The 24,283-nt window shown below is 58.4% G+C and carries 23 protein-coding genes and 2 pseudogenes; 14 read left to right on the top strand and 11 right to left on the bottom strand.

Annotated features, from left to right (window positions below):
* The 3 genes and pseudogenes from EN781_RS34995 to EN781_RS00665 all read left to right on the top strand — a co-directional run.
* A pseudogene (locus EN781_RS34995) lies at window positions 1-192 on the top strand (hypothetical protein); the annotation flags it as partial.
* Window positions 168-590, top strand: a complete 423-nt coding sequence (locus EN781_RS00670; protein WP_348631356.1) for an IS5 family transposase — start codon at window positions 168-170, stop codon at window positions 588-590. The pseudogene EN781_RS34995 and the gene EN781_RS00670, both read left to right, overlap by 25 nt.
* Before the next feature lie 93 nt (window positions 591-683).
* A complete protein-coding gene (locus tag EN781_RS00665) occupies window positions 684-1,718 on the top strand; it encodes an IS110 family transposase (RefSeq protein ID WP_029354722.1) in 1,035 nt (344 codons plus the stop codon).
* Window positions 1,719-2,404: 686 nt separating this feature from the next.
* Here EN781_RS00665 and EN781_RS00660 read toward each other — a convergent pair.
* Window positions 2,405-3,109, bottom strand: a complete 705-nt coding sequence (locus tag EN781_RS00660) for a hypothetical protein (protein ID WP_091597890.1) — start codon at window positions 3,107-3,109, stop codon at window positions 2,405-2,407.
* Between EN781_RS00660 and EN781_RS00655 the strand changes: the two genes are divergently transcribed.
* A complete protein-coding gene (locus tag EN781_RS00655; RefSeq protein WP_210213452.1) occupies window positions 3,099-3,818 on the top strand; it encodes a hypothetical protein in 720 nt (239 codons plus the stop codon). The genes EN781_RS00660 and EN781_RS00655 overlap by 11 nt on opposite strands.
* 35 nt (window positions 3,819-3,853) lie before the next feature.
* Window positions 3,854-4,792, top strand: coding sequence for a hypothetical protein (locus EN781_RS00650; RefSeq protein ID WP_127399673.1), 939 nt, complete (start codon window positions 3,854-3,856; stop codon window positions 4,790-4,792).
* A 191-nt stretch (window positions 4,793-4,983) separates the two neighbouring features.
* On the opposite strand, the gene EN781_RS00645 is transcribed toward EN781_RS00650, so the two are convergent.
* Entirely contained in the window at window positions 4,984-5,355 is a 372-nt protein-coding gene (locus tag EN781_RS00645) for a hypothetical protein (RefSeq protein WP_127283229.1), read from the bottom strand.
* Window positions 5,356-6,198: 843 nt separating this feature from the next.
* On the opposite strand from EN781_RS00645, the gene EN781_RS00640 reads away from it, so the two are divergent.
* Window positions 6,199-8,379, top strand: coding sequence for a prolyl oligopeptidase family serine peptidase (locus EN781_RS00640; protein ID WP_127399672.1), 2,181 nt, complete (start codon window positions 6,199-6,201; stop codon window positions 8,377-8,379).
* A 19-nt stretch (window positions 8,380-8,398) separates the two neighbouring features.
* Entirely contained in the window at window positions 8,399-9,097 is a 699-nt protein-coding gene (locus EN781_RS00635) for an OmpW family protein (protein ID WP_127399678.1), read from the top strand.
* A 738-nt stretch (window positions 9,098-9,835) separates the two neighbouring features.
* Here the strand turns inward: EN781_RS00635 and EN781_RS00630 are convergent.
* On the bottom strand, window positions 9,836-10,054 hold the full coding sequence (locus EN781_RS00630; RefSeq protein ID WP_029354714.1) for a helix-turn-helix transcriptional regulator: 219 nt from the start codon (window positions 10,052-10,054) through the stop codon (window positions 9,836-9,838).
* 109 nt (window positions 10,055-10,163) lie between these two features.
* Between EN781_RS00630 and EN781_RS00625 the strand changes: the two genes are divergently transcribed.
* Entirely contained in the window at window positions 10,164-10,430 is a 267-nt protein-coding gene (locus EN781_RS00625) for a DUF2285 domain-containing protein (protein WP_029354712.1), read from the top strand.
* 1,109 nt (window positions 10,431-11,539) lie between these two features.
* Here the strand turns inward: EN781_RS00625 and EN781_RS00620 are convergent.
* Window positions 11,540-11,725, bottom strand: a complete 186-nt coding sequence (locus EN781_RS00620; RefSeq protein WP_245492519.1) for a helix-turn-helix transcriptional regulator — start codon at window positions 11,723-11,725, stop codon at window positions 11,540-11,542.
* Between the two features lie 164 nt (window positions 11,726-11,889).
* Here EN781_RS00620 and EN781_RS00615 point away from each other — a divergent pair, with 164 nt between their 5' ends.
* Both EN781_RS00615 and proB read left to right on the top strand, forming a co-directional pair.
* Window positions 11,890-12,198 carry a DUF2285 domain-containing protein gene (locus tag EN781_RS00615; RefSeq protein ID WP_127399677.1) on the top strand — a complete coding sequence of 103 codons (309 nt, stop codon included), beginning with the start codon at window positions 11,890-11,892 and terminating at the stop codon, window positions 12,196-12,198.
* 510 nt (window positions 12,199-12,708) lie between these two features.
* Window positions 12,709-13,656 carry a glutamate 5-kinase gene (gene proB, locus EN781_RS00610; protein WP_245492518.1) on the top strand — a complete coding sequence of 316 codons (948 nt, stop codon included), beginning with the start codon at window positions 12,709-12,711 and terminating at the stop codon, window positions 13,654-13,656.
* A gap of 180 nt (window positions 13,657-13,836) precedes the next feature.
* Here the strand turns inward: proB and EN781_RS00605 are convergent, their stop codons facing one another.
* The 5 genes from EN781_RS00605 to EN781_RS00585 form a co-directional block, all read right to left on the bottom strand.
* Window positions 13,837-14,571 (bottom strand): LuxR family transcriptional regulator, encoded by a 735-nt coding sequence (locus tag EN781_RS00605; RefSeq protein WP_127399670.1) that lies wholly within the window; start codon window positions 14,569-14,571, stop codon window positions 13,837-13,839.
* 514 nt (window positions 14,572-15,085) lie between these two features.
* Complete coding sequence (locus tag EN781_RS00600) at window positions 15,086-15,556, bottom strand: helix-turn-helix domain-containing protein (protein ID WP_189347229.1); 471 nt, start codon at window positions 15,554-15,556, stop codon at window positions 15,086-15,088.
* Window positions 15,547-16,134 carry an AraC family transcriptional regulator gene (locus EN781_RS00595; protein ID WP_127399668.1) on the bottom strand — a complete coding sequence of 196 codons (588 nt, stop codon included), beginning with the start codon at window positions 16,132-16,134 and terminating at the stop codon, window positions 15,547-15,549. Before EN781_RS00595 ends, EN781_RS00600 begins: the two co-directional genes overlap by 10 nt.
* A complete protein-coding gene (locus EN781_RS00590) occupies window positions 16,134-17,243 on the bottom strand; it encodes a mandelate racemase/muconate lactonizing enzyme family protein (protein ID WP_127399667.1) in 1,110 nt (369 codons plus the stop codon). The genes EN781_RS00595 and EN781_RS00590 overlap by 1 nt, the downstream gene beginning before the upstream one ends.
* Before the next feature lie 8 nt (window positions 17,244-17,251).
* Window positions 17,252-18,805: a trimethylamine methyltransferase family protein gene (locus EN781_RS00585; protein ID WP_127399666.1), complete on the bottom strand. Its 1,554-nt coding sequence runs from the start codon at window positions 18,803-18,805 to the stop codon at window positions 17,252-17,254.
* Window positions 18,806-19,498: 693 nt separating this feature from the next.
* Here EN781_RS00585 and EN781_RS00580 point away from each other — a divergent pair.
* The 3 genes from EN781_RS00580 to EN781_RS00570 are packed head-to-tail and all read left to right on the top strand — an operon-like array spanning window position 19,499 to window position 22,432.
* Window positions 19,499-21,031: an adenylate/guanylate cyclase domain-containing protein gene (locus EN781_RS00580; protein WP_127399665.1), complete on the top strand. Its 1,533-nt coding sequence runs from the start codon at window positions 19,499-19,501 to the stop codon at window positions 21,029-21,031.
* Between the two features lie 41 nt (window positions 21,032-21,072).
* Complete coding sequence (locus tag EN781_RS00575) at window positions 21,073-21,840, top strand: E2 domain-associated cysteine-rich protein (protein WP_127399664.1); 768 nt, start codon at window positions 21,073-21,075, stop codon at window positions 21,838-21,840.
* Between the two features lie 7 nt (window positions 21,841-21,847).
* Complete coding sequence (locus EN781_RS00570) at window positions 21,848-22,432, top strand: Pycsar system effector family protein (protein WP_210213451.1); 585 nt, start codon at window positions 21,848-21,850, stop codon at window positions 22,430-22,432.
* 409 nt (window positions 22,433-22,841) lie between these two features.
* Here EN781_RS00570 and EN781_RS00565 read toward each other — a convergent pair.
* Window positions 22,842-23,654: pseudogene (locus EN781_RS00565) on the bottom strand (SDR family NAD(P)-dependent oxidoreductase).
* 7 nt (window positions 23,655-23,661) lie between these two features.
* A complete protein-coding gene (locus EN781_RS35750; RefSeq protein ID WP_281034351.1) occupies window positions 23,662-23,937 on the bottom strand; it encodes an SDR family oxidoreductase in 276 nt (91 codons plus the stop codon).
* 86 nt (window positions 23,938-24,023) lie between these two features.
* Here EN781_RS35750 and EN781_RS35745 point away from each other — a divergent pair, with 86 nt between their 5' ends.
* On the top strand, window positions 24,024-24,266 hold the full coding sequence (locus EN781_RS35745) for a hypothetical protein (protein WP_281034350.1): 243 nt from the start codon (window positions 24,024-24,026) through the stop codon (window positions 24,264-24,266).
* The last annotated feature ends 17 nt before the right edge of the window (window positions 24,267-24,283 follow it).

Here is a 24,283-nt window from a genome sequence, read left to right as displayed (position 1 = left end):
ATCTACAACCGGTTCATTCGCTGGAGCCGGCTGGGTGTGTTCAACCGCATTCTGGCCGAACTCTCGGCCCGGGGCGGCGGCACAGACAAGCTGATGATCGATGCCACCCATCTCAAGGCGCATCGCACGGCAGCCAGCCTGCTCAAAAAGGGGCTCTACCCCGATGTATCGGACGGACCAGAGGCGGTCTGACCACCAAGCTGCAGGTGGTTTGCGACGACCAGGGACGTCCGTTGCTGCTGCACCTGAGCGAAGGCCAGGCCAACGATCACAGAACCGCCGCTGCCGTGCTCGACGAACTGCCACCTGCCCGCCATCTGCTGGCCGATCGGGCCTACAGTTCCACTGGCTTCCGCGAGGCGCTCATCGGCAAGGGCATCACACCCTGCATCCCGCCTCATGCCAAGCACCGTGTCCAGCACAGCTATGATCCGCTGCTCTACAGGCAGCGCCACAGGATCGAGAACATGTTCGCCCGCCTCAAGGACTGGCGACGCATCCACACTCGATACGACCGATGCGCGCACACATTCTTGTCAGCAATCGCCTTCGCTGCAGCGTTCATCTTCTGGATCAATGAGATGCTGTAACGGGGCCTGCGTCGTGCGCTGCCCGTTACCGATTGCATGCTGACCGGTTGCCGCCGACGCTCCCGTATCTGATTCTGACAGGAGGATTACGGGATGAAACTGTTCATTGGGTTGGATGTCTCACTCGCCAAGACTGCGGTCTGCATTGTCAGCGAGCACGGCAAGATCGTGAAGGAGGCTGAGGTCGGCAGCGATCCCGCGGCGCTGACGCAATTCGCGCTGGAGCAACAGGGCGAAATTGCGATGATCGGGATGGAAGCCGGGCCGTTGTCGCAATGGCTGCACCGGGGGCTGACCGAAGCCGGCCTGGAAGTGGTTCTGATGGATACCCGGCAAGTGAAGGGTGCTCTGAAAGCCATGCCGATCAAGACAGACCGGCGCGATGCTGAAGGTATTGCCCGGCTGCTACATTTGGGCTGGTTCCGGCCAGTCCATTGCAAGTCGGTGTCTGCCCAGGAGATCCGCGCACTCCTCGGGGCGCGCAAATCCATCCAGCAGGGCGTGATCGCTCTGGAAATGTCCTTGCGCGGGTTATTGCGGAACTTCGGCTTGAAAGTCGGCGCAATCTCCAAAGGACGGTTTGATGCTCGCATTCAGGAACTGGTTGCCAGCAACACTACGCTGGTGGCGGCAACCGAGCCGATGCTTCGCGCCCGTGCCACCCTCCGCCATGAACTGGCGCGACTGGAGCGGCATGTGCGCAGCCTAGCACAGGACGACCCGACCTGCCGCTTGCTGATGACCATGCCGGCCGTTGGCGCGGTGGTCGCATTGACCTTCAAGTCGGCCGTGGATGATCCGGCTCGGTTCTCGTCGTCGAAGAAAGTCGGCCCGTGGGTCGGCCTCCCCCCTTCACGGCAGCAGTCCGGCGAGCGCGACGTGACAGGCGGTATCACCAAAGCCGGTGACGCCCATTTACGCCGCGCCTTATGCCAGGCCGCAACCGTCATGATGAACCGGGGCCGTGGGTCGTGGTTGCGGACATGGGCCTCGCGGGTCGCGAAACGGCGCGGCACCAAGCGGGCCATGGTGGCCTTGGCGCGTCGGATCGGTGTGATCCTGCATCGGATGTGGCTGGACGGAAGAAACTTCCGCTGGGAAGGAGCGCCAGAGCCGATCCATGCATGAGCTAATCTCCGTGTTGATGTCTGCCTGAGCGCAGACCTGCGAGGTCCCCGACCCGGGACGTGGTCCCGATGACGCCGCGGTCTGGACTGATGCCGCCCCGCCGGGCGAGCACGCCAATGAGATGGGCGCATCGGAACCATATTGGACAAGCATCATGTTGGCGGCCGCCGCGCCGACCACGGACCGAAGCATGAACCCGGGCAGAACCTCATACGGCAGGAAAGCAGGCGATATAGCACAACCAAAATGCAATCACGCTCTCCGCACACCCGGATGGGCGATCCCTTCTTGCATCAAATTTGCCTTGACGAGGACGGCCCCGTTACCGAAGTCCTGACCCTAGCCGACACGGCCTTTGGTCGGCGTCTCGGATGAAGTCTAGAAATGCTTGCGTCGGCTCCAACCAACGTCTCTTCTGGAGCGGAAACACGCTCAGAGATTTTTCCACTCGGCGGTGTCGCGTCGAAGAAGCGTTCTGCAAAGAATAGTCCCCGAAACCACCGTCATGAACCACAGGGACATAGCTGTGACGATTGATATTTCGCGTAGTTAGATCGGAAACCGACTCGCAAGTCATAAGATGAGCTCTAGGTGTCATTATCATTCCAACCGTAAGGCCTGCCTGTACGTGCCAATTTCCGCACTTACGTCGGCGAGTTCTTGATAATCGTTTTTCCGCACGAAACTTAAGCTCCCATGGGAGAAGGCGAGGAAATCAATGCACGGGTAGCAACAACGAGCCTGTCTCTCGAGTAATTGTAGAAGCGAGAATCAATTCTGAGTTTCACGTTTGAAGGACGATTCCCAGTGCAGCGTCTGGACCCGGAGGCGTCTAGGAATCCAACAGCAGCATTCAACCAGAACCGAAATTCACCCACGTCGAAATGCGCAATGTTCGAGCGTATGGTCTCAGCGGCATGCTTTTCATGGACCCGCGCCAGCTTGCAGATTGTCATTGCCAGCATGATTGGCTGGTCGTTAGCCCGCTCCCACAGGAAGTCGTCGTCTAGAAATGATGCTTCGTCAGCATCCGAAAACTCGAATCCACGAATGTCCCGTACCTCGGCAAGATTTTCATAGGTATGACTGTGGAAATCACCGATGAGCGTCAAGTGTGGTGCCCATCGATCCATCAGTTCGCTCTTCAGGCGGACAGCCTGATCGTTGGGCTTCACGCTGTTCCGTGATCGCTTGGCTGAAATGCTGAGACTCATAAGATCGACATGGAAATGGGTCGTTCCTTTCGAGTCCTCGCGACTGAAGCCCCAAAGATACCCCAGCGTTTCCAGCTTTGTTCGGCGCGGACGACCATCTCCGAGAACATAGGCTTCCAGTGTGGCAAGCGTAATAGTGTGACGAGCTGCATCAGAAAGGGAAATGGTGAACTTCATCGTGCGTTACCTGAAGGTGCCTCCGATTCGTTTCCGATCAACGGCCAGCCACGATCCTCACTGGGGCTTCGCTGGTCCAAATCGCGATATATCCGACCTAGTCGGCCCGAATCCTGACCTTGATCAGGATCTCGCACGCGAAGTCCTGACCAAGAAGCCACGCTGGTACGTCGGGGGCTTTATCGTTCCCGCCTACGACGGTGTTGCGCCTGTGATACCTGACGGCGAGGAAACCATCGAAGAAACCGCCGACGACCTTCTCGCCAGTGAGACGCTGGACTCCGCTGTCGAGGAGGAGGTCGATGAGAAGGATTCGACTGACCAACCACCGCGGGACAGGTTTCTTCCGTCGTCGATAGGGTTGACGGTGGTTCTTCCGGAAACGGTGAGTCAAGTCACGCTGCGCGCAACATGGGGGAACTATAAGACGGAGCCCCCATTGCCCGATGCGCTCCTCATTCCCGAAGTGTCGGGAAAGGGCAAGCCAAAGCCAGAAAAGCCCGAGAACCTCCGTTGGGTTCGGGTTTCCGGCGAAGCCGCGATTGTCCTCGACGTCACTCGGAACCAGTCCGGGATCCCGCTGCCGGAAAGCGCTGCGCCTCACAGGCCGGGCGGCGGCATCGAAGTAGCCGTTCACACCGTGTGCTCCGTCAAAAGACTCCGGAAGGGGCTGAAGAGCGTCTGCGCGTCATCACCGTCTTCTTGGTAAACCGTCGACGGAGCACAAAGGCTCCGTACAAGGACGTGGCCTACGCGTTCCAGACCCGGATCGAGCTCGAATGTGCGGATGGATTTTATCCGCGCAGCGACCTGTCCACCTACCAGTCCGATGATTTCGAACTTAGGCTGGGCGATCTCCATTATCGCGATGTCCGCGAATATGCCGTTGGTCGCAACACATCTGCAGGCTGGCAAGAACGGCGTGACGCGACGAACGATCCGCTCCCCGTGACGCGTGTTTGGACCGATTTCCTTCCGCAGCAGGAGGTGGAGCGTGTCGTCCCGGCAAGGAGCGATGGCGTCGAGTTCGGCATGGAGGCTCTCGCTCGGGCTGCCGTTTCCGGAGCCGAAGCGGTCAGTGCAGCCTTGGATTCACTGCCTGAACTTTACGCCGAGTGGCGGCGGGGTCAGGAAGGAATGATGACAGGGCTTGCGCCGAGACGGCTAAAGACGGGCCAGGCGCTTCTGGAAAAAGTTGACACCGCCGGCAGCAGGATTCGCGATGGGATAGATCTCCTTAAGCGTGATACGGTGGCGCGTGAAGCATTCGGCCTGATGAATACGGCGATGGCGATGGCCAACCGCCGGCGCGAGGCAGTGATCCAGAAGAAGCTGCCGGGCGATGTAGACCCGCCAACATGGCGGCCGTTCCAGCTAGCCTTCGTCCTCCTCAATCTCGTTGGCGTGACCGACCGAAACAGTGGTGAGCGTGAGATCGTCGACCTGCTTTTTTTCCGACCGGCGGCGGCAAGAGCGTATCTTGGACTTGCCGCCTATGCGATTGTGCTGAGGCGGCTCCGCGGATCTGGCGTGCTGGGTGCGGGCATCAGCGTCATCATGCGCTACACGTTACGCCTGCTCACGCCGCTGGTCTCGTCTGCGCGCTCGAATTCCTGCGGACCCATGATGACAATGGCCGGAAGACGCTTGGCGAATGGCCGATCGAGATTGGACTCTGGGTAGCGGCGCAGCCTCACCGAACAATCCAGCCGCGAAATTCTTCCGACAAGGACGCCGCGACGACCTGGCTGAAGCGGTACCAGAGCAGACCTAAGACGAAATCCCCGGTGCCACTGAAGGGATGTCCGTGGTGTGGTGAGCCCTTCAAGCCAGAGAGCTTCCACTTCACGCCCAACAGGACGGCTCCGCAGAATCTAGTGCTCAAATGCGAGAACGCCGAATGCGACTTCACGCGGGATCGACACCTGCCGGTGCTCGTGGTGGACGAGCCAATTTACCGCCGTCTTCCCGCATTTCTCATCGCCACGGTGGACAAATTTGCCTCCCTTCCATGGATTGGCAAGAGCGGCGCATTCTTTGGACACGTAGACCGGTATGATCCGGTCAAGGGGTTCTTCGGCGCGTATGAGCCAGGCGAAGGTCGCCCCTTCGGAAACGGGCATCGGCTCGATCCGCCGGATCTTGTCATCCAGGACGAACTGCACCTGATCTCTGGCCCGCTTGGAACGGTGGCCGCACTCTACGAAACAGCGATCGACCTGCTGTCGTCGCGGCCGGGTCTTCATGGACTCATTCGTCCAAAATCGTCGCTTCGACCGCGACCGTCCGAAGGGCGGAGAAACAGATCGCAGCCTTGTTCGATCGTTCGGAGACGGCCGTATTTCCGCCACCCGGCATCCACCGTACCGACAGCTTCTTCGCCAGGACTGTGCCATCGACACGAGAGCCAGCCCGCCTCTACGTCGGTGTGGCGAGTCAGGATCGCGGGCCTAAACTCCTCTTTCTTCGGAGCATGCAGACCCTGCTGGCAGGCGCGCAGGCACCGACTTCCAGCCCGACGCAAGAAGGGGAAGATCCCGCCGATCCGTATCTGACAGTGCTCACGTATTTCAATGCGCTTCGCGAGCTTTGGGGGCGCTCGTCGCATCTCCTCAGAACTCCGCTGCTTCCAGCTGGCGGCTGAAACGCACAGGCGCAGCCCAGCTTGGTCGCTAACCGCATCGATCGCCTCATGGTGTCTGCCATGAATCCGTGTGCGTGAAGCGCTCCAGAGCGAAGATGTTGGGCGTCAACCAAGTTCACCAATGAGCTTCACTGCTCGAGTTCTGCACGGTGTCACCGACTGGCGCCGGAGGTTGATCCGGTGATTAGGAGGAGCACTCGTTGTCGGATTCTCGACGATGTCGGACATGTGACACAACGCTTCCAGAGCGATCGCATTGTTCCGAAACGATTTTCCCAGTTGGCACGACGGTTGCGATCCTATGCGCAAAAGCCCTGCGATGCCGCACCGACTGGAAGAACTCATCAATGATCACGCTTTTCGAACATGTGGGCGCCGCTACCAACACTGAGCGTTCCCGAGCCGACGGAAGCCTCTATCCCTTCTTTCTGAAGGCTGTCCGGACATGAACGCATTTGATGTCCGTCCAACGCTGGATGCTCCCGACGACGATCCCTATCTCTGGCTTGAAGATGTAGAGGGCGAGCGGGCACTTGCCTGGGCCGCCGGCCAGTCGGCAAAGACCCTGAAGCACTTCGGTGGAACGCAGTTCGAGCGCGACCGGGCGGCTCTGACAGCCATTTTCGACAATTGCGACAACCTTCCCCTGATCGCGCGCCGTGGTCAGTACCTCTACAATTATTGGCGAGATGCCGGAAATCCACGCGGACTGTGGCGCCGGACCACCCTTGCCGCCTACATGAAGGCGGATCCCCAATGGGAGCTACTGCTCGATCTAGATGCTCTCGCGGCTAGCGACGGAGAGGATTGGATCTGGGACGGCGCGTCCGTCGAGCCGGAGAGACGGGAAAGAGCCGTTCTGCGCCTGTCGCGCGGCGGCAGCGACGCGGTCGTGCATCGCGAATTCGACCTGATCTCTCTGAGCTTTGTCGCCGACGGTTTCAATCTCCCCGAGGCCAAAGGCTACGTTAGTTGGCTGGACCCTGACGCGCTTCTGCTTTCCAGTGCGCTTGGTAATGGCATGGCCACCCGCTCCGGCTATGCGCGCACCGTGCGACTGTGGAAGCGTGACGCGGATCCCCTCACCACGCCGGTAATCTTCGAGGCCGGGTTCGAGAGCCTCAAGGTGTCTGGTCATTCGGACCGCACCGGCCGCAGCGAGCGCCTTTGGTTCATTGAGAAACGGGCCTTCTACGAGAAGATCAGCTGGATCGGCGACAGGAGCGGGCCGAGGAGGCAGATCGATCTTCCTCGTGACGCGTCGTGGCGGGTCTTCGGCGACTGGCTGGCGGTAAGGCCGCGCAAGCCGTGGACGGTGGGAGGCACCACCCATCCCGCCGACGCGCTGATCGTCATCTCGCTTTGCTCTTTCCTCGCCGGCGGACGCCGTTTTGAGACCCTGTTTCAACCAGGGGAAAGGCGCTCTCTGCAGTCATTCTTCTGGAATGACGGGAAGCTCATTATCTCTTACCTCGTCAATCTCGTACCGCGTTTCGAGATGTTCACTCCCGGCCACCAGGAATGGACGCGCCGAGTCCTGGACACCCTGCCGGCCGAAGGGACTGTCCACGTCTGGTCATTCGATGCGGCAGTTCACGAGACCAATGGAGAGGTCCTGGTCTGTGCTCAGGATCCGATCACGCCGCCGCAGCTCTTGCTATTCGATCTCAATGCCGCGCCGTCTCTCAGCGCTTCAGCAATCCTGAAGCGCAGCCCGGAGAATTTCGATGCATCCGGACTGGTGGTCACGCGCCACGAGGCAGTCTCTATCGATCATGAGCTGATCCCCTATACGCAGGTTGGTCCGGCGAACGGGAACGGAGATGCTCCGATTCACCTTTCCGCTTATGGCGGGTTCGGCACATCACTCCTGCCCTACTACAACTCCCCGCTGGGCAAGCTGTGGCTCGAGCGCGGCGGCACGTGTGTGGAGGCGAACATCCGCGGCGGCGGCGAGTTCGGCACCCGCTGGCACGATGCCGGGCGCAGGGAGGGCAAGCGTCTCGCCCATGACGATTTCGCCGCCGTTGCCGCCGACCTCGTGCGAAGGGGCATCACCGTGCCGAGGCGGATTGCCGCCGAGGGCGGCTCAAATGGCGGCCTGCTGATCGCCAACATGCTGACCCGCTATCCTGAGCATTTCGGGGCTCTGTTCTGCACAATTCCGCTTATCGACATGCGTCGCTACACCAAGCTCTTGGCGGGCGCGAGCTGGATCGACGAATATGGCGATCCGGACAAGGCTCACGATTGGGCTTTCCTGAAGGAAATCTCCGCCTATCACGCCGCGGCGCCGGGACAGCCCTATCCGCCTATCCTGATCGCCACCACGAAACGCGACGACCGCGTCCATCCGGGCCATGCGCGCAAGATGGCCGCAAAACTGCAGGCTCTTGGCTATCCCGCTTACTTCTACGAGGCCAGCGCAGGCGGGCACGGCTACGGCAAGGACAATCGGGAGCAAGCCGCATTCATCAGTCTAGGCACCAATTTTCTCCGCAGCGCAATCGGCTTCAACGATCACCTTCCGGAGATGGCGGTACGCGTTGCAACGCAAGAGGAGCATTTGAGCTCATCAACAATTCATTCGAGCAGGAGACCAAACAGTGCAGTGCATCCTTTCTGAACATCAAGGAGTGAATATCATGGGGAGAACGCGAATGGGCGTAGCGCGGGCAATAGCAGCGGCGGTGGCCCTGATCATGGTGGGACAGCAGGCCGTCGCCGCGGAGCCTGCGCAAGCAGAGACCGTCCTGGCGGAGACGGGAGCTTCGGTCACCGAAGCGCCAAGCCCTTGGCAGGTCCGCCTGCGGGCGTTGGGCGTCGTTACGAAAGATCTGGGCTACGTTGACAAGCTTCCCGGCTCCGGTCTTTCCTATTCGGACACGGTGACGCCGGAACTCGATATCTCGTATTTCTTCACCGACAATATCGCCGCCGAACTCATACTCGGCACCACCCATGCTAACATCGACGGTCAGGGAACGATCCGCTCGGCGGGTAATATCGGCAAGGTTTGGCTGCTCCCGCCCACGCTGACATTGCAGTACCATTTTACCGATTTCGGCGCGTTCAAGCCCTATATCGGCGCCGGCGTGAACTACACGGTCTTCTATAACCAGGACACTGGCAGCGCCGACGCTCTCAAGGTGAAGAATACGTTCGGCACGGCGCTGCAGGTCGGTTTCGACTACATGGTGGACGAGCACTGGGGCGTCAACTTCGACGTGAAGAAGCTTTTCCTGAAGCCGGACTTCGACGTCACGGTGGCCGGCGCGAAGCTGACGGGGAAGGCGGAGCTCGATCCCTGGCTGATAGGCGCAGGTGTCACCTACCGCTTTTGAATATCAGAGTGAAGTCTGCTTCCCGACTGCCGGTTTAAAATGAAGGGCGCCTCGCGCGCCCTTTTTTACGGTCGACACTGCAGGGCAAGACCTCATGAAGCTATTCTCGGGCGGGGTTCTCTTCTGGCGGACCAAGAAGGTGCACTGGCCAACCGGCCTTGCGCCTGAGATGGAGTGCTTAGAAGCGCTTTGGATCGGGACGGGCTTTGGTATTATGGGTGGAATGCTTCAGCCAGACCATTTGCCAGCATCGTCTCCCGGACGTCATGTCTGAGCTTCGTGTCAGCGCAAGGCGAACACGCGGCTCCTAGATGCCGGCACGATGGCTGGTTCAGCCATGCTGCGACAGTTGCCTGTTTTTTCAGTTCCTTTGCTGTTCGCGCGCTAACCGCAACGCTCCATACCAGTCTCGCGTGCCTGTCCCCGTGGGTGGGCGGCAGAAAGCGATTAGGCCCGCTGAAAGCGGCGGACCGCATCCGAAGGACCGTAACGAAGAGAAGGACCTGAAGCGAGAGCGAAGGTTGCGGGAGGCCGCGGCGGGCCTAAAAGGGGATGCCAACCAACCCCCACGCCCCAGGAAAGGCTGACAAAAACCGCAGCGGCCGACTGTCCAATAGGGTGCGCCCGTGCCAGGCGAGCCAAATGGCAGGGGCTGCCGGGGCCCTAAGAAAAGCGGATTGGGTTCACGAGCACCCGGCGCGCGCCGTCAGGCCGCCAGGTACTTGGAGGGCAGGTGCATCAGGCCTGTTTGTCGGGCCGAACCAGATCCATGTGGCTGACGCCGAGGGCCAATGCCAGTTCATAGATCGTGATAATTGTCGGATTTCTTCGGCCTTTCTCCAAGCCGCTGATGTACTGCTGACTGAACCCGGAAATCTCCGCAAGCTGCTCCTGCGTCAGACGCTTCCTTTGCCTGATCCTCTGCACATTCCGTCCGACCAACTTGCGCATATCCATGCACGCAAGCCAGCGGATCAGGCGGCTTGAGTTTATCAACTATAATATGTAATCCACATTTAGCAGGCAGAGGGCTTCGCGGGTCCATTGGCCGGAGATAGAATTAGCGATGTTACAGCCCAAATCGAACACGCCGTTTGCCGACGAGGTCCCCTGGTCGGACCGCATTACAGCCTACGACAAGGACCACTTTACAACCTATATGAGGCTCCTGGACGCCTCAGCCGACAACGCCACTGAAGAGGAAATGGCCCATGTGATCCTCGGCATTGATCCGGCACGCGAACCGGAGCGCGCACGGAACGTTCTTCGCAGTCATCTCGACCGTGCAAACTGGGTGGTGACGAGCGGCTACAAGGATTTGTTCGCCAGTTGACGAAATGGGCGGTGCGGTCGCTTCGCTTCAAGCAACGAAGTCGCGTAACCACCCTGCATCGACGCATCACCACAGCGCGAATGCGCTCGAAGATGATCGCGAGGACTTCCAGTCGGCGCGGATAGCCCAGTGCTTCGGCACCCGCAAGCCAAGCGTCGAAGCGCCTGCAGGACCAAGCGGAGGCGACGGCAGCGCGCTTTGAGCGAAACAGGGTTTTTTGCAGTCGCCCTTGCGTCGCAACTGTTGACACTTCAAGAGAGTCCGGAGGCGGCTTTCAACCGCCGATCGGGCCAGGGCATATGCTCGCGGCGCCCCCCAGAAATGCCGTTGCGCAGCATGCCAGCCTCGCCACGTCGAACAGCGATCTCGCCGGACGGGTGTGACGATAACCGCCGCAATCCTTGTGGTCCCGGGCAACTTGCCTTCTCCGCGCGTGGATTCGCAGGCAGACAAGCGTGATGACGCAGGCGGTCGGCATAATTATGGATGCGCAGCATGCCGAAGCGTGGCTCAACGGGCAGCTTGCGGCAGCAAGGGAGACCTTGCGGGACACTGGTTAAGTGTAGCCCGGCCGTGGGGTCCCCGGACTGGTCGTGACCACGACCGATAGCATTGCGCCACCTATGGGCGCACCCGCTTGGGCAGCGGTTTGGGACCGTTCCCGCGCAACTGGCCTCAACAAGACGGAGACAGGAACGATTCCGACGTTTCGAAGCAGAGCGGGAATTGAGGACATGGTGCCCGCCTCGCCTGCTCTTCGCTGGCGGTACGCTTCTGTCTCATCGTTTTGTCCTCCGCTCGCCAATCGCTGCTCCCAGGAAGCGGTGCGGCTAGTCACGACAGGAACGGGCCCGCGGTCTGAGGCGCACTGCATCCGAAGGACCGGAACGAGTAGAAGGACCCGAAGCGAGAGCTAAGGGTTGCGGGACGCCGCGGCGGGCCTAGAAGGATGCGGCGCCACCTGCTGGGAAAGGCACAACAGAGAGAATTGCGAGAGTCTAACGACGCGCTAGGAGGCGCAGCGGAATGGTCGAGACGCCCTGAGCCAAGAAAAGCGGGGATCTACCCACCGGCACCCGGGCACGCGCGGTGATGGGCGCGGGCGCCCACTACGTCCGCAGGCTCAACAGAATCTCACACGGATCAGCGTCGAGGGCCGCAGTTATGTCGAGAAACTCAATGATATCGAGACGCCGCTCTCCACCCTCATATTTCGCCACGAAGGATTGCGGACGACCAAGCTTCTCAGCCACCTGCGCCTGCGTCAGTCCTTTGTCCTTGCGCAGTGAGATCAACTGGCTCAGAAACCGCTGGTGGCGGGAAGATCGAAGAGATTTGGGCATTAAGGTGAACCGGTCAGGTGAAGACCGGCTCAGCGACTAATCCCCGTTTCGGATTATCCCATTTTGGGATATTCTGCCTTGGATCCAGCGATCAAGAAGCGAGGTTCGCGGCAGACATGAATCGAACAACGGGAACAGATAGGACTCAAAGCTCAACACTGCTCGACGAGGTCCCTTGGTCAGACAGCCTCACGAGCTATGACAGGCAGCATTTCAAAATCTATCTGAGGATCCTCGACGCCTGCGCCGACAATGCTACCGTAGAGGAGATGGCCGATCTCATTCTCGGTATTGACCCGGCACTTGAACCGGGGCGCGCCCGCAAAGCTATTCACAGCCATATCGACCGGGCGAACTGGATGATTACGACCGGCTACAAGGAACTGTTCCGGGCTGACGAAAAGGGCAAGGCGTTCGCTTCTTGAGCAACGAACTGGCTACCGCCAATCACCCGCAGGCGAACCGTTGAGCGCCCGCAGGACGAAGCCGAGGCGGCGAGAGCGCTCTTCCAGCGAAACAGGGTTTGGCAGTTGCCTGTGCGTCCTTGGCGATCTCGCTGGATGATGCGACGACAACCGCCGCAGTTCCTCGTAGCCTCGCTCCCCGCAGTAGCATGGTCGGGTATGGACAGAGTGCCGAACAGATTCGGGCCGCTGAATATCCGAATTGCAATCGACGGCGAGGCGCTATTCGACTTGGGCTGGGCACGCAACGTGCAGACCCCGAGTTTCGCCGCTCGATCGCCGCAGCAGTCTGATTTGACCAAATGAACTCATAGATTGGCAAGGCAACTGGCAGCTAACGCGGCAGCAAGGGCACCATGCGCGCCTTTTAATCATCGTGAACCCCCGGTTACAACGAATTTAAAGACTCTTCACGACCGAAATCACTGACAAGTGGTACGTTCCCCAGCAAGTCTTCGGCGGCCCCGCAAAGTGTTAGGTCATACAAAGAAGTTGAAAGCTGATCATCCTGCAAGGCCGCACAGCCGGCTGTTTGGATACCAAGAGATTGAAAAAATGTCTTCCCTGCCATGGCAGCAACACCCAATCCAAAAAACTACAAGCGCGGGCCAATTGCTTTCGGCTCGCCGGATCATCGTGAAGATTGGCTCTGCACTGCTTGTCGATCCACAAACGAGAAAGCTGCGCGGCGCTTGGCTTGAGTCGCTAATAGCCGATGTCGCCCGATTTTTCTCACGCGGGCAGCAGGTGATTCTCGTCACATCAGGTGCTGTCGCGCTTGGATCTTGTCAATTCGATGGGTTAGACAGACCTCTCCGAATTGAGGAGAAGCAAACGGCGGCGGCAATTGGTCAGGTTCGACTTATGCTTGCTTACGAACAGAGATTAAAGCGCCATGGTTTTGCGTCGGGGCAAATGTTATTGACCAGCCAAGACATAGAGAACCAGAATCGCCGGCACAATGCATGGTCGACCCTTCAACAACTTCTCAAAATCGGGGCCGTACCCATCATCAACGAGAACGACACGACCGCAACGGCCGAGATCTGCTTTGGCGACAATGACCGGCTGGCGGCACGGGTCGCGCAGATGGTAAATGCCGACCTTTTAATTTTGCTTTCTAACGTAGATGGCCTATTCACGGAAGACCCGCACGACAATCCGTTGGCTCGTCTCGTGACAGAAGTGCGGTGCATTACCCCCGAGATAGAGGCCATGGCGGGTCATTCTCTCACCCGCTATAGTTCGGGTGGCATGGTAACAAAGTTAATGGCAGCAAAGATAGCCATGGGCGCGGGATGCGGCATGGTCATTGCGAGAGGAACCGAACCTTACCCGCTCGCCGCCATCGAGAACGGTTCGCCATCGACGTCGTTTGTTCCGATCGCCAAAGATAAAGCTATTCGCGGGGACCGTTGATGAACTCTGGCCGCCTGAATAACTCCAGCGGCCGTCAATTCGCGGGCGGGCTTGCAATGCCATCTGGCGCAATGTTGCGCAAGGAAACAGCAGGAATGAGCCTGCCATCGGAGGCTAGTGCACCTACTGAAGCGGCCTGTGCAAAGCATAGAGGAACCAAGGCCGAAGCAGTTTACTAATCTAGAGAATTGAAGATCGTGAGGAGGCTAACAGCGCTACGGCCTGGTTTTTGGTGCGCACGCCGAGCTTATTCCTGGCATTATCCAGATGAAAAGCGACCGTGCGCGCCGTGATGCCCAAGATGCAGGCCGTATCCAAGGCGGACGTGCCGCGCGCCGCCCACCGCAGGCAATCATATTCACGTGGTGTCAGCAAAATGCCGTCCACCGTTCGATTGACAGAGAGTTTGCGGCGAATATGAATGTGAAAGCACATTGCCATGAGTTGGAGCGCCTGCTCATACCGCTCGGCGACGCGCAGTAAAGCGGACGGCTCACGCGCTGCAAAGGTCATCGCAGCAACACGGCCTCTGCGATCGACAATCGGGATCGTCAATCCAGAGCAGATGCCGAACTCTGCCGCTTCAGCGAACAGCCTTTGCTGAACCTTCGATGTCTCAACGCCACGAAGGTCGCATTCCCATTGGAATGGACGTTCGGCAAGTCGCGCACGCATGATGACGGGATCGACTCTCTGATACTGGTTTCGCAGATAGTGCGCTGTCCAGGGATGCGGATAATTTGAGATCAACTTGGGCTCGCCGGAAGGTTGTGAGGGCAGGGATAGATAGGCAAACGTGAGTAGATCAAATCTTGAGGCCGCGCTGGCCAAGGCATCCCGAAGATCTGTTTCGTCGACGCTCTCCGAGAGCCTTTCCAGAAATGTCTCGAATACAAGCGGCATATCCTTTGTCATTGTCCTGACTCAATTTCTCCATCTGTCTGCTGCGCGCCACGCCGACTGGAGGCCCGGTAAAGCGGCCCGCTTAACCGCTGCCCGCATCTCTGCATGGGCCGCCTGACAGTCCTTGCAGAATGGCGCAACGTCTGGATCTTCGCTCCGATGATCCCAATGGCAACTACGCTGGGCCTTGGGACGGCTATCTCCGCGACGCTTGAGCATCTCTCCAAACGCAATTGTGCAATGAGAGAGCCCTCTCGGAGTGAAACGACACAGCGCCCCTGCATCACTCAGTGGTGAGAAGTCATCCTGCGCCATCATGGTCAGCGGCATCTAAAGGAATCATCAGTCCAGAGGTTGCTGCGTCAACGTCGCTCCGCACGAAAAAGAGAATGACAGGCGCTCATCTTCGCCGCTCTGGGCACTGTGATCTGGAACGTAGTTGCGCCGCTTCTGTGTGTTGCTGGGCAGATCGACTTCAAAGATCATACGGATGCCGCCGTTCCGTAAAGTTCAAATTGCCAGTCTATCATCTTAAGCCGGGACCAACCCAGGCCGGTACTCTCGCTCGACACTGCTGCGGCGACATTCCATTGAAGATTCTGAAGCACTTTGCGAAGTGCGAAGCAGACATGAACCCGCAGGCCATGGCAACGTCAATGATGGGCATCCGTGTGCCTTCAATCAGGCGCTTTGCATGCTCTGTTCGAATCCGGAGATAGTGACGCACCGGCGGAAGTCCAATATGGGAAGCGAACAAGCGTTCCAGCTGGCGCCGTGACACTCCGGCTTTTTGCGCGACCTCGTCCATTGCGAGCGGGAACTCCACGTTTTCTTCCATGATCCGCATTGCCATCAGGAGCTTGTCGCTCACGCCGACAAAGGCCAGGCCCGCTGGGCCGGTCTGGCGGTTTGAACCTGAGCGCTGACCTTCAACTGTCGCGTGGCGGCAGACCTCCTGGGCAATATACCCGCCGGCATGGCTGCCAATCAGATCCACGGCCAGGTCGAAGGCTGCCAGTTCTCCTGCGCAGGTTGAATACTGGCCGTCCTTGACAAACAGTCGCTTACACGAGCCTGGTTGAACACTTCGGCGAACGCAGCGAGGCGCGACCAGTGTATCGTACAGCGTGTGCCTGCCAGAAGGCCCGTTCGAGCAAGCAGCCATGTCGCTGTCCCAACGGCAGATATCGGCACCCCGCGACGCGCCATCGTTCGCAGGAATCCGTTGAGCTCAGGTGTCAGTTGCCGTTCGACCGGCACGCCCGTCATAATAGCGAGCTGGTTCGGTCTGCGATCTTCCGCGCCTAATACCAGCTCGTCTATTGCGAAATCGACAGCAACCGAAAGGCCGTTGGCGCCCTCAATAGGCCGGGCGTCAAGGCCGGCGATTCCCCACCGGAACAGGGGCAGCGGCGACACCGTATTGGCGATTCGGAACGGTTCGAGGTAAGCGTGAAGCGCCAAGTGCGAGAACCCGGGCAGCACCAGAACCACTAGATCAAACGGTCGGCCGGCCGCCGAAATCGCCGGCGCGGCCCACGACTTTATTACGCTGATATTGGCAGGCGCGTTCATCAGGATCCGTATGTGACCAATGCTTTGCCGAACATGCCGGCTTCCGGTTTGACGCCGAGGCCTGGCAGTTGCGGCACGGCGATGTGACCCTTTTCGATAACAACCGGGTTCTTCGCGTCGAAATGTCCGTCGATATATTCCTGCGCGATCCAGGCACCCTCCATGCGGCACGGCTCTACGGTCGCGGCGAGATGGACGCAGGCCGCCGCAATGATGTCGCCACCCCAGGCGTCGTCGCAGCTATGCGGCAAGGAGCGGATGGCACAAAGGTCGCGAACGGCCGTCATCTTTGTGAGGCCTCCAAGGCGAGTGACCTTGAAGCCAAAGCCGTCAGCGATGCCCTGGGAGATCGCCTTGAGTACGGCATTCTGATCCTCTGTGTTCTCGTCCAGATATATAGGGTGCGTTACCCTGCCCTTCAGAGTGGCGACCTCATCCATAGTGTTGCAAGGTTGTTCGAAAACAAACGGGATTGCCTCACATAGCCGATCAAGATGGATTGCAGAAGCGACAGTGAGGCCTCTGTTGCCATCCACAGCGATGCGCGCTTTGTAACCGACTGCCTCCCAAACTTTGCGAATTGTGGCCACGTCCTCTTCGAGAGAGCGCCCCGAGATCTTGACCTGAAGGCGCAAGTAGCCCGCCTTCAGCTTATCGGCGGCAATTCGAGCGGTTTCATCCGGTGCGCCGACGATCAGCGAATAGTAGGCTGGAACGCGGTCAGTCAGCGCTCCGCCCAAGAGAGTCGAGACCGGGACGCCTAGCTGCTGGCCGAGGAGGTCCAGGAACGCCATGTCGAACGCTGCCTTGGCATAGCCATGCCCGTTGAGGCGTTCGTCCATGCGTTTTGTTAGAAGCCTGATCGAGGCTATCTCAGAACCGACGAGCCCCGGGGCGATTTCGGCTATCGCTGCGCGGGCGCCCAATGCATGATGCGGTTGATATAGCGGCCCAACTGGACAGGTTTCGCCCCAGCCCGTGAGTCCGTGATCGGTCACTATCTCGAGAAGCGTGCTGTCCAGCGACTCCACCTCGTCGCTCGCCATACGGTAGACGCCGCCCTTAACCGGTAGCCGAGTGGTATAAACGTTGATTTGATCGATGCGCATGACGTGGGTCAGAAGTCTTCATTCAGGGCATCGACGGCGGGGATTTCCCGTGAGCGACGATCGATATACGCGCGCAATTCCTCGTCCTTAGCGACATCGAGCTTAGGTTCTTCATATTCGTCCAGAAGACGGCGTGCATGATCGAGCGCGCGTTGCTTGATGTCCTTGGAGCCATCGGCGTACCACTGCTCGATCGAGTTATTGTCAAACAGTTTCGGGATAAAGAAGGCCTTCTCGAAGTTCGCCTGTGTATGGGGATGTCCAAAGTAATGGCCGCCGGGCCCGACATCGCGGACCGCAGCCAAGGCTTCGTCAAAGTCGTCCCACTGGATGCCTTGGGTCATGCGATAGCCCATAGAGCAGACTTCGGCGTCGACGACGAACTTCGCGATCGAGCAGTGCATACCGGCTTCATTCCAGCCAGCCGAATGCCAAATGTAGTTTGCGCCTGACATCAGCACGGCCATCATCGTCATCGCACTCTCATAGCCGGCTTGCGCATCGAAGACCTTGGCGCCGCCGAGCAGGTTTGAGGTACGCCAAGGGACATTATAGCGGCGAGCCATCTGACCGATCATGAAGTTCATGAGCGATATCTCCGGCGTCCCCGCCATCGGCGCTCCCGATTGCATCGACACGGTCGACAGATAGTGCCCATAAATCGCGGGGCAGCCCTTCCGGACCACCTGCGTATACGCGAGTGCAGAAAGCGCCTCCGCATTGAGCTGAGCCACCGCCGCCGCGGTGGAGGCCGGCGTATTAGCGCCGCCGAGAACGAATGGCGAGCACAGAACGGGCTGATTGCGCCGGCAGAAAGCACGCATGCCGCCCAGCATAACCTGGTCCCACACGAGCGGCGAATTGCCATTGCAGTTTCCGGTGGTCACTGCATGCTTGTCGAGGAAGCCTTCGCCGAACAGGATCTCGCACATATCAAGCACATCCTCCGCATTTTTGGGCGAAGTAGTCATGCCCATAAATATCTTGTCGGAATGCCTCATTGACGAATAGGTGATGTGCAGGTGCCGATGCGCGACAACAATGTCCATTGGCTCCACGATGTGGTGCGCCGATGAATGCAACGCCGGCATCATGTGCGCTAGCTTGTGAAAGGTCCCAAGGTCCGCGATCGTCGGGCCACGCCGGACGTCATCTAGATCGCGCATGTAAGGCGCGCCGGTCATAGGTACAAAGATAGATTTGTTGCCGCCGAGCGCGACATTCTTCGCCGGATCCCTAGCGAAATATTCGACTTTGGGGGGGATGGTCTTGACAAGTTCCATGACCAGGCCGCGGTCGAGGTGAACGCGGTCATCCGCCCGCACGTCCGCTCCGGCTCTCTTCCAGTCCTCGATTGCGATCGGATCGCGAAACACTACGCCTACTTCTTCAAGGATCGCGAGAGAAGCCTCGTGAACGCGCTCAACCTGCTCGGCATTCATCGGCTCTACGACCGGCAGGCCGCGCTTCAGCGTCGGCAACATGTCGACCTTCGGCGCCATGCGGATCGTCCGCCGCGCTTCCCGCCCTCCTCTACGAGAAAGTTGTAGCTGAGCAGTCATGCCGGCCTCCAGAATAACGGTACGGCCCGTGTGAGCCGGCCTCAACTATTGCTGTAGCCCGAAGCTTTGACCTACTGCAAAAGTCTCACGCGTCTGTTGACTAACGCGCGGCCGTGGTCGGGCCGTCCGATCAGATAGCTCGCATCGACAAGAAAGACCGGTTCCCGCCGAAGGCAGGTCACGGGTGCACACTCGACGAGTGCATCGAGGAAAAAAATTCAATCGTGAGACTACTTTTTTGCGCCAACGACCTTGTGCGGTTCCGTGCTAGCAAGTGTTGGTTGGTGTTGGTGGGACTCAAAATTGTGACTCTAGACGACAACGTTGCGTACGTTTGGGGCTGGATTCGCAGCATGGTGAAATATGCGGGATCTGGGACAGCCCTGTTGCTCCTCAGCCGGCCCAAGTATCCGTTTGACGCAATTCTTGCAGTAAAACTGGCCTCGATGAGACGAGTGTACGCCTCGACATGTTTCCCCCGTCCAAGAGGTGACTGAGGCTTTTGTAAAGAACCGCTTTTCCCAGATGCAAAGGCGTTTGGAAAATCTCTGTCAGAACAAACAGCGAATTGAACGCAAGGAGGGCATCTCTTCCGGCGCACAATCTCGACGCTTCTATGCGAACTAGACGGACAGGAATTTGATCGAAGCTTGTGAGGCGCCCCGGGCGCCTAAAGATGAATGGAGTCGAAAATTGTCGAATAGTTGGAAATATGACCGCGCTAAGAATGCCATTGATGCCCGCATCAAGGACGTTGAAACGGTGACGGTCGCCGACTACAAGCGAGATACGTCATTGACGTCCATACCGACGAACAAAGCCTACCGAATAGATGCTGTTCACCTCTACGCCGACATTTTGAACCTTCGAGACATGCTTAAAAGCACCGCGACGGAAGGAGAGACCTGCCATAAGAGGACACTCCGCTTTCTCAATCTTCACTACCGGGCCGTACACAGAATCTTATCAGCGTCGGATGCCCTGCGTGTCGATTTTCATAACCAGCGCCTCCACGCGGTCGTCGCCAAGCCCTACGGCGAGGATTCGGAAGGCGACCGCGTGAACCGAGCGGTGGCGATTGCACGGTTGATCAGCGACGTCCTGCAGGAAACGGGCGACGATGATGAGAACATCCCCGCAGCGCAGGTTCGTATTGGCATAGACAGCGGCCGTGCGTTGGTCGTCAACAACGGCCGCAACGGCAACCGAGAACCGCTATTCCTTGGCCGCCCTGCCAACATGGCCGCAAAGATCGCGTCGAACGGAAATGACGTTGGAATCTATCTCAGCAACGAGGCACGATCTGCAATAGGCCTCGAAGAGCTCGATGCTGAGGACATACCGCTTACGCCATTGACCGACGCAGAGATCTCCGAGTGCCAGGATGCAGCGCAGCTCGGCTTGAGCAAGGACACCCTGGTGTCGGAATGGCACGCCGACAACAAGAACAATCCAATCGGCTCCTTTGTCTTCACGCGAGTCACGCCACCCCTGCGAGATCTCGACATCCCTTTGCTGACCCCGGGCAACTCAAGACGGATGGAGACGATTTCGGTCTACGCTGACGTCGACAATTTCACAGCCTATGTGGACACCCATATCGACGATGATCCGGAAGACGTTGTTCGCTGTCTCCATGTCATCCGCTCAGAACTTGATCGGGTTCTTTCTTCCGACTTCTCGGGACGTCGTATCAGGTTCATCGGTGACTGCATCCATGGCCATTTGATGGAGGGTACCGCCTTTCAGACCTACACTGAGGACACGGTATCGACTGGAACACTTTGCGCCGGTGCCTTCAGGAGCAGCTTCGACCTAGCGCTTGAGCGGCTGCGCGCGAATAACGTAGATACGGACGGTCTGGGATTGGCGATTGGTTTTGAGTATGGACCAACTACCATCACTCGACTTGGCATGCAGGGCAATCGTGTTCGCTGCTCCACAGGACGAGCAGTCTTAGGATCAGAGGACGAACAGAAGCGCTGCACTGGCGAGCAGACGGCAATCGGCCAAACCGCATATGACGGAGGCACGGCATCGGTGCGCACGCTCTTCGGAACGTCGAGGCGAAAGTCAGGTCTCACGTATGATGTGGTGCTAGAAGCACTCGTTGCCGATGAAAACAAGGTGGCCAAAGCCATACACGCTGCCGCTTACGTGGTGGTGAGTCCTTCAATAGCCAGAGCTGCCGAAGAGCCGTTCCGACCTTACTGGGAGAAGTGCTAACACCGATGTCGGCCGTTTGGCTATTGGCTGAGACTGCAAACTTGAACCATGCCGTCTTCATTCGCGAGAATGGCGACAGCGCAATCTTTGCTGTCCAGCCCCCGCTTGCTTCCGGTGCCCCAGGGACTAAATTTCTTATCGATGTCAAGAGGGTCGGCGAGACGGTTAAAGCTCGCGAATTGAAACCGGACCATCTTCCATCGTTCTGCCCGGAACGCCACATAAACTTCGACGGAAGCTTCTGTCTTTTTTGGGCGGAGCTCGAGCCTCATACCATCGACAGTCATGAGGCGGCGGCTGGATGGTGGCGGAAGTTGCTACTCTTTCTCCTTAGGCAAGGCGCCGCCGCGGTAATACGCTCATGGCCTGGAAAGGCCGATGCTAGGGCCCACGGGTCAGAGGCTGCGAAACTTCAAGCGGTCGCGGAATTCAATGCGTCCAACCTCGGCCAAGCGTACATAGCTTTTCTTCGGGAAGACCGTTTTTCGACCGTGGAGAAGCGGGTAAACAATGAGCGCCGAGTGCGACTGCACTTGGACGGTAAGAGGCTGCTTTCAGTCGTGCGAAAGGAGCGTCGCGTCATGACGCTTCGGCAAAGATGCAAATGCGGCCATGAGAACCGCCCAATTTCCGCCTGCTCAGATCACGGTAAAGTCCTCGCCGATTTCGTCCTAGCGTTAGATGGCTGGCGTGAGGCTGAGCGGGCGTTCTTCAACAGTTTCAAAAACTCGACGCTGAAATGCTGCGGGACAATGGATAACTGTCCTCTCGCCAACATTCTAGGCGTGCAACTCAATGAAGCTGCGTAGGATTGCGATGGCCAGAAATGATCAGCAAGACAGTTATGAGAAACTGCTCTCCGCCAGCCATGCGCGGATGCTGGACCTCGTGAAATTTGCAGAAACGAAGAATGCAGCCCTGCTCACCTTTTGCTCGGTTTGGATGGGATCGATTATCACTATACTCCGATCCTCGGACGAACCGCCCATGGGCTACCGAGCAGCATTCCTTGTTGTTCTTCCTCTATTGGCCGTAGCGGCTGTCATATCATTGACTTCATTCCTACCAAAATTCCTACATCACTTTCATCGGACCGTGGATGGATCGGCGAACCTCCTATATTTCGGCGACATCGCAAAACTGCGATCAGAGGAATTCGGTGAAGCCGCCAGGAGGCGGTATTTTCCGGAGGATGGTCAATCCGCGACCGACGACTATTTGAACGACCTAGCGCTCCAGGTCGCCGTGCAGGCTCTCATCGCAAATCGTAAATTCAAGACTTTCAACGCCGCCGGCCGACTCGTCCTAGCTTCATTCATTTGCATGGCCGCCCCCCCGGTGGTCTGGGCTCTTCAAACTATTTGGACGACCGCTAAAAGATTGCTTCAGGTAGCCAGTTAACTCTTCAGGCGGTCAAAAGATGCCGAGTTATTTTAGATTGTGAAGGAAAGGTTTTCACGTGATCGCGGGGCAGCGCCTCTATCAAGAAGAGCCTGAGGGCCAACGTCTGCTCGGTGGGATTCCTGAGTCGCCTATGGCCAGTAGGGTCTCGGACAAATTGTGGAATTTTCCAAGGAGGCAAAGTTGATTGAGCAGGATTGGCGGTACAATGAAGTCTATTTCATTATCTCGGAATCTTCGGCGTCTTTGTGAACTCCAAAAAAGTGGCAACGCGCCAACCGGGAGAGGCCATCGAGCTGCTACTTCCACTGGACTTGCGTGAAGTCTATCAAAGCGAGTTGGCTGCGGCTGATCGATACCGATGGTCATGTCATCCAGAGGTCACGACCTCCAGTAAAGGGGACAGGCATTAGAACCATGCCCCCACGCGGTTGTATTCTCGAACTGCTGCAGGCGAGATGAGGGAGGCCGCTACAGACACGTGGAGCGCGGTCCGGTCCGCCGAGCGAACGAAGGCGCTCTCTGCCGAGGCAAGCCAAACGGCTAGATTTCCGATATCGGTTGGCTCGCCAAGACGGCCAACCGGATGCATGGCGAGCAGTTCTCTGTAGAAGCGGGAGCTGTCGGCCATGCTATGTATGTAGATTTCACTGAGATCAGAATTGATCCAGCCCGGTGCAATGGCATTGCACCGGATGCCCTCATGCCCATGATCGACCGCGAATGCTGCGGTAAAGCCGTGAATGCCGGCCTTCGAGGCGGAATATGCAGGATGGCCAGGATTGGAGGCCAGGCCTTCAATCGACCCGATATTCACCACGCTTGCACCGGTCCGCTTGCGGAGGTGCGGCAACGCCGCCTTCGTCAGCAGGAATGGAGCCTTGGGATTGATATCCATCATGTCATCCCAGTCGGCCTCTGTCATCTCGTCGACCGTCTTCTCGAACATGACACCAGCGTTATTGACCAGGATATCCAGACCGCCAAGGCATTGACAACAGTTTCGACAGCCGATCGAATGTCGTCGGAATTCGCGAGATCTGCCTTCACATAGATGGTTCGATCGTCAAGCAACCCGTCAGGCGGCGAATTTCTCTGCACAATGGCAACGCACAATGGCAACTCTCGCCCCCTCCTCTACGAACCGCTGTGTAATACCGGCGCCGATACCACGTACGCCGCCTGTCACGATTGCGATCTTGCCTGCTAGCCTGTCAGCCATGGGTGCCTCAATAGTGAGCTTTTGCGTCGTTCAATTCGACCGCCGTGCCCGCGACGGAGCGGGCGGCGTCGGAACATAGGAAGAATACCACGTGCGTCGGCTCAGCGATCCGGCCTAAAGGCACTGTGCTGTTGATCTCCGCGGCGGCTGTGTACGGGTCGTAGCTTGGCCGGACAGAGCCGGTACGCAGCGTCGGCGTGTTGACTTCACTGGGGCACAGCGCGTTGACCCGCGTCCCGTTACTTGCCTGGTCGCGGCCGAGACATTTTGAAAACGCCGCCACGGCTTCTTCGCTGATCCAGTACGCGGCGTGCCCAGGCCCGGGATGGGGTCCCCGTAACATGCGACGTTCACAAAGGCGCCGCCGCCATGTCTCTTCATGTGGCCCATGGCTTTCCGGGAGGTATCGACAATGGAACACACGCTAATCTCGAACGTCCGCTCCCAATCTTCGCCGGTCGTCGTGAGAATATTTCCTCGCGTGATGATTCCGGCGTTGTTGACGAGCATGTCGAGCCGCCCTGTCGCCTGAACGGAGTACTCGATCAAATCCTCGCAATAGTCCTTGCTCCTGAGGTCACCGGCTTTGGTCCAGACATTCTGTCCGGTTAGATTGAGTTCTGCCTCAA

The organism is Mesorhizobium sp. M4A.F.Ca.ET.090.04.2.1 (assembly GCF_003999085.1).
In the GTDB taxonomy this organism is placed as follows: Bacteria; Pseudomonadota; Alphaproteobacteria; order Rhizobiales; family Rhizobiaceae; genus Mesorhizobium.
This window is presented reverse-complemented; position numbering and strand designations above follow the sequence as displayed.

Bases quoted from the DNA above. Each gene is read 5' to 3' on its own strand.
- EN781_RS00635 (WP_127399678.1), top strand. From the start codon at position 8,399: ATGGGGAGAACGCGAATGGGCGTAGCGCGGGCAATAGCAGCGGCGGTG.
- EN781_RS00615 (WP_127399677.1), top strand. From the start codon at position 11,890: ATGAATCGAACAACGGGAACAGATAGGACTCAAAGCTCAACACTGCTC.
- EN781_RS00605 (WP_127399670.1), bottom strand. From the start codon at position 14,571: ATGACAAAGGATATGCCGCTTGTATTCGAGACATTTCTGGAAAGGCTC.
- EN781_RS00630 (WP_029354714.1), bottom strand. From the start codon at position 10,054: ATGGATATGCGCAAGTTGGTCGGACGGAATGTGCAGAGGATCAGGCAA.
- EN781_RS00625 (WP_029354712.1), top strand. From the start codon at position 10,164: ATGTTACAGCCCAAATCGAACACGCCGTTTGCCGACGAGGTCCCCTGG.
- EN781_RS00645 (WP_127283229.1), bottom strand. From the start codon at position 5,355: ATGAAGACCCGGCCGCGACGACAGCAGGTCGATCGCTGTTTCGTAGAG.
- EN781_RS00660 (WP_091597890.1), bottom strand. From the start codon at position 3,109: ATGAAGTTCACCATTTCCCTTTCTGATGCAGCTCGTCACACTATTACG.
- EN781_RS35745 (WP_281034350.1), top strand. From the start codon at position 24,024: ATGTCTCTTCATGTGGCCCATGGCTTTCCGGGAGGTATCGACAATGGA.
- EN781_RS00595 (WP_127399668.1), bottom strand. From the start codon at position 16,134: ATGAACGCGCCTGCCAATATCAGCGTAATAAAGTCGTGGGCCGCGCCG.
- EN781_RS00640 (WP_127399672.1), top strand. From the start codon at position 6,199: ATGAACGCATTTGATGTCCGTCCAACGCTGGATGCTCCCGACGACGAT.
- EN781_RS00665 (WP_029354722.1), top strand. From the start codon at position 684: ATGAAACTGTTCATTGGGTTGGATGTCTCACTCGCCAAGACTGCGGTC.
- EN781_RS00590 (WP_127399667.1), bottom strand. From the start codon at position 17,243: ATGCGCATCGATCAAATCAACGTTTATACCACTCGGCTACCGGTTAAG.
- EN781_RS00585 (WP_127399666.1), bottom strand. From the start codon at position 18,805: ATGACTGCTCAGCTACAACTTTCTCGTAGAGGAGGGCGGGAAGCGCGG.
- EN781_RS00570 (WP_210213451.1), top strand. From the start codon at position 21,848: ATGGCCAGAAATGATCAGCAAGACAGTTATGAGAAACTGCTCTCCGCC.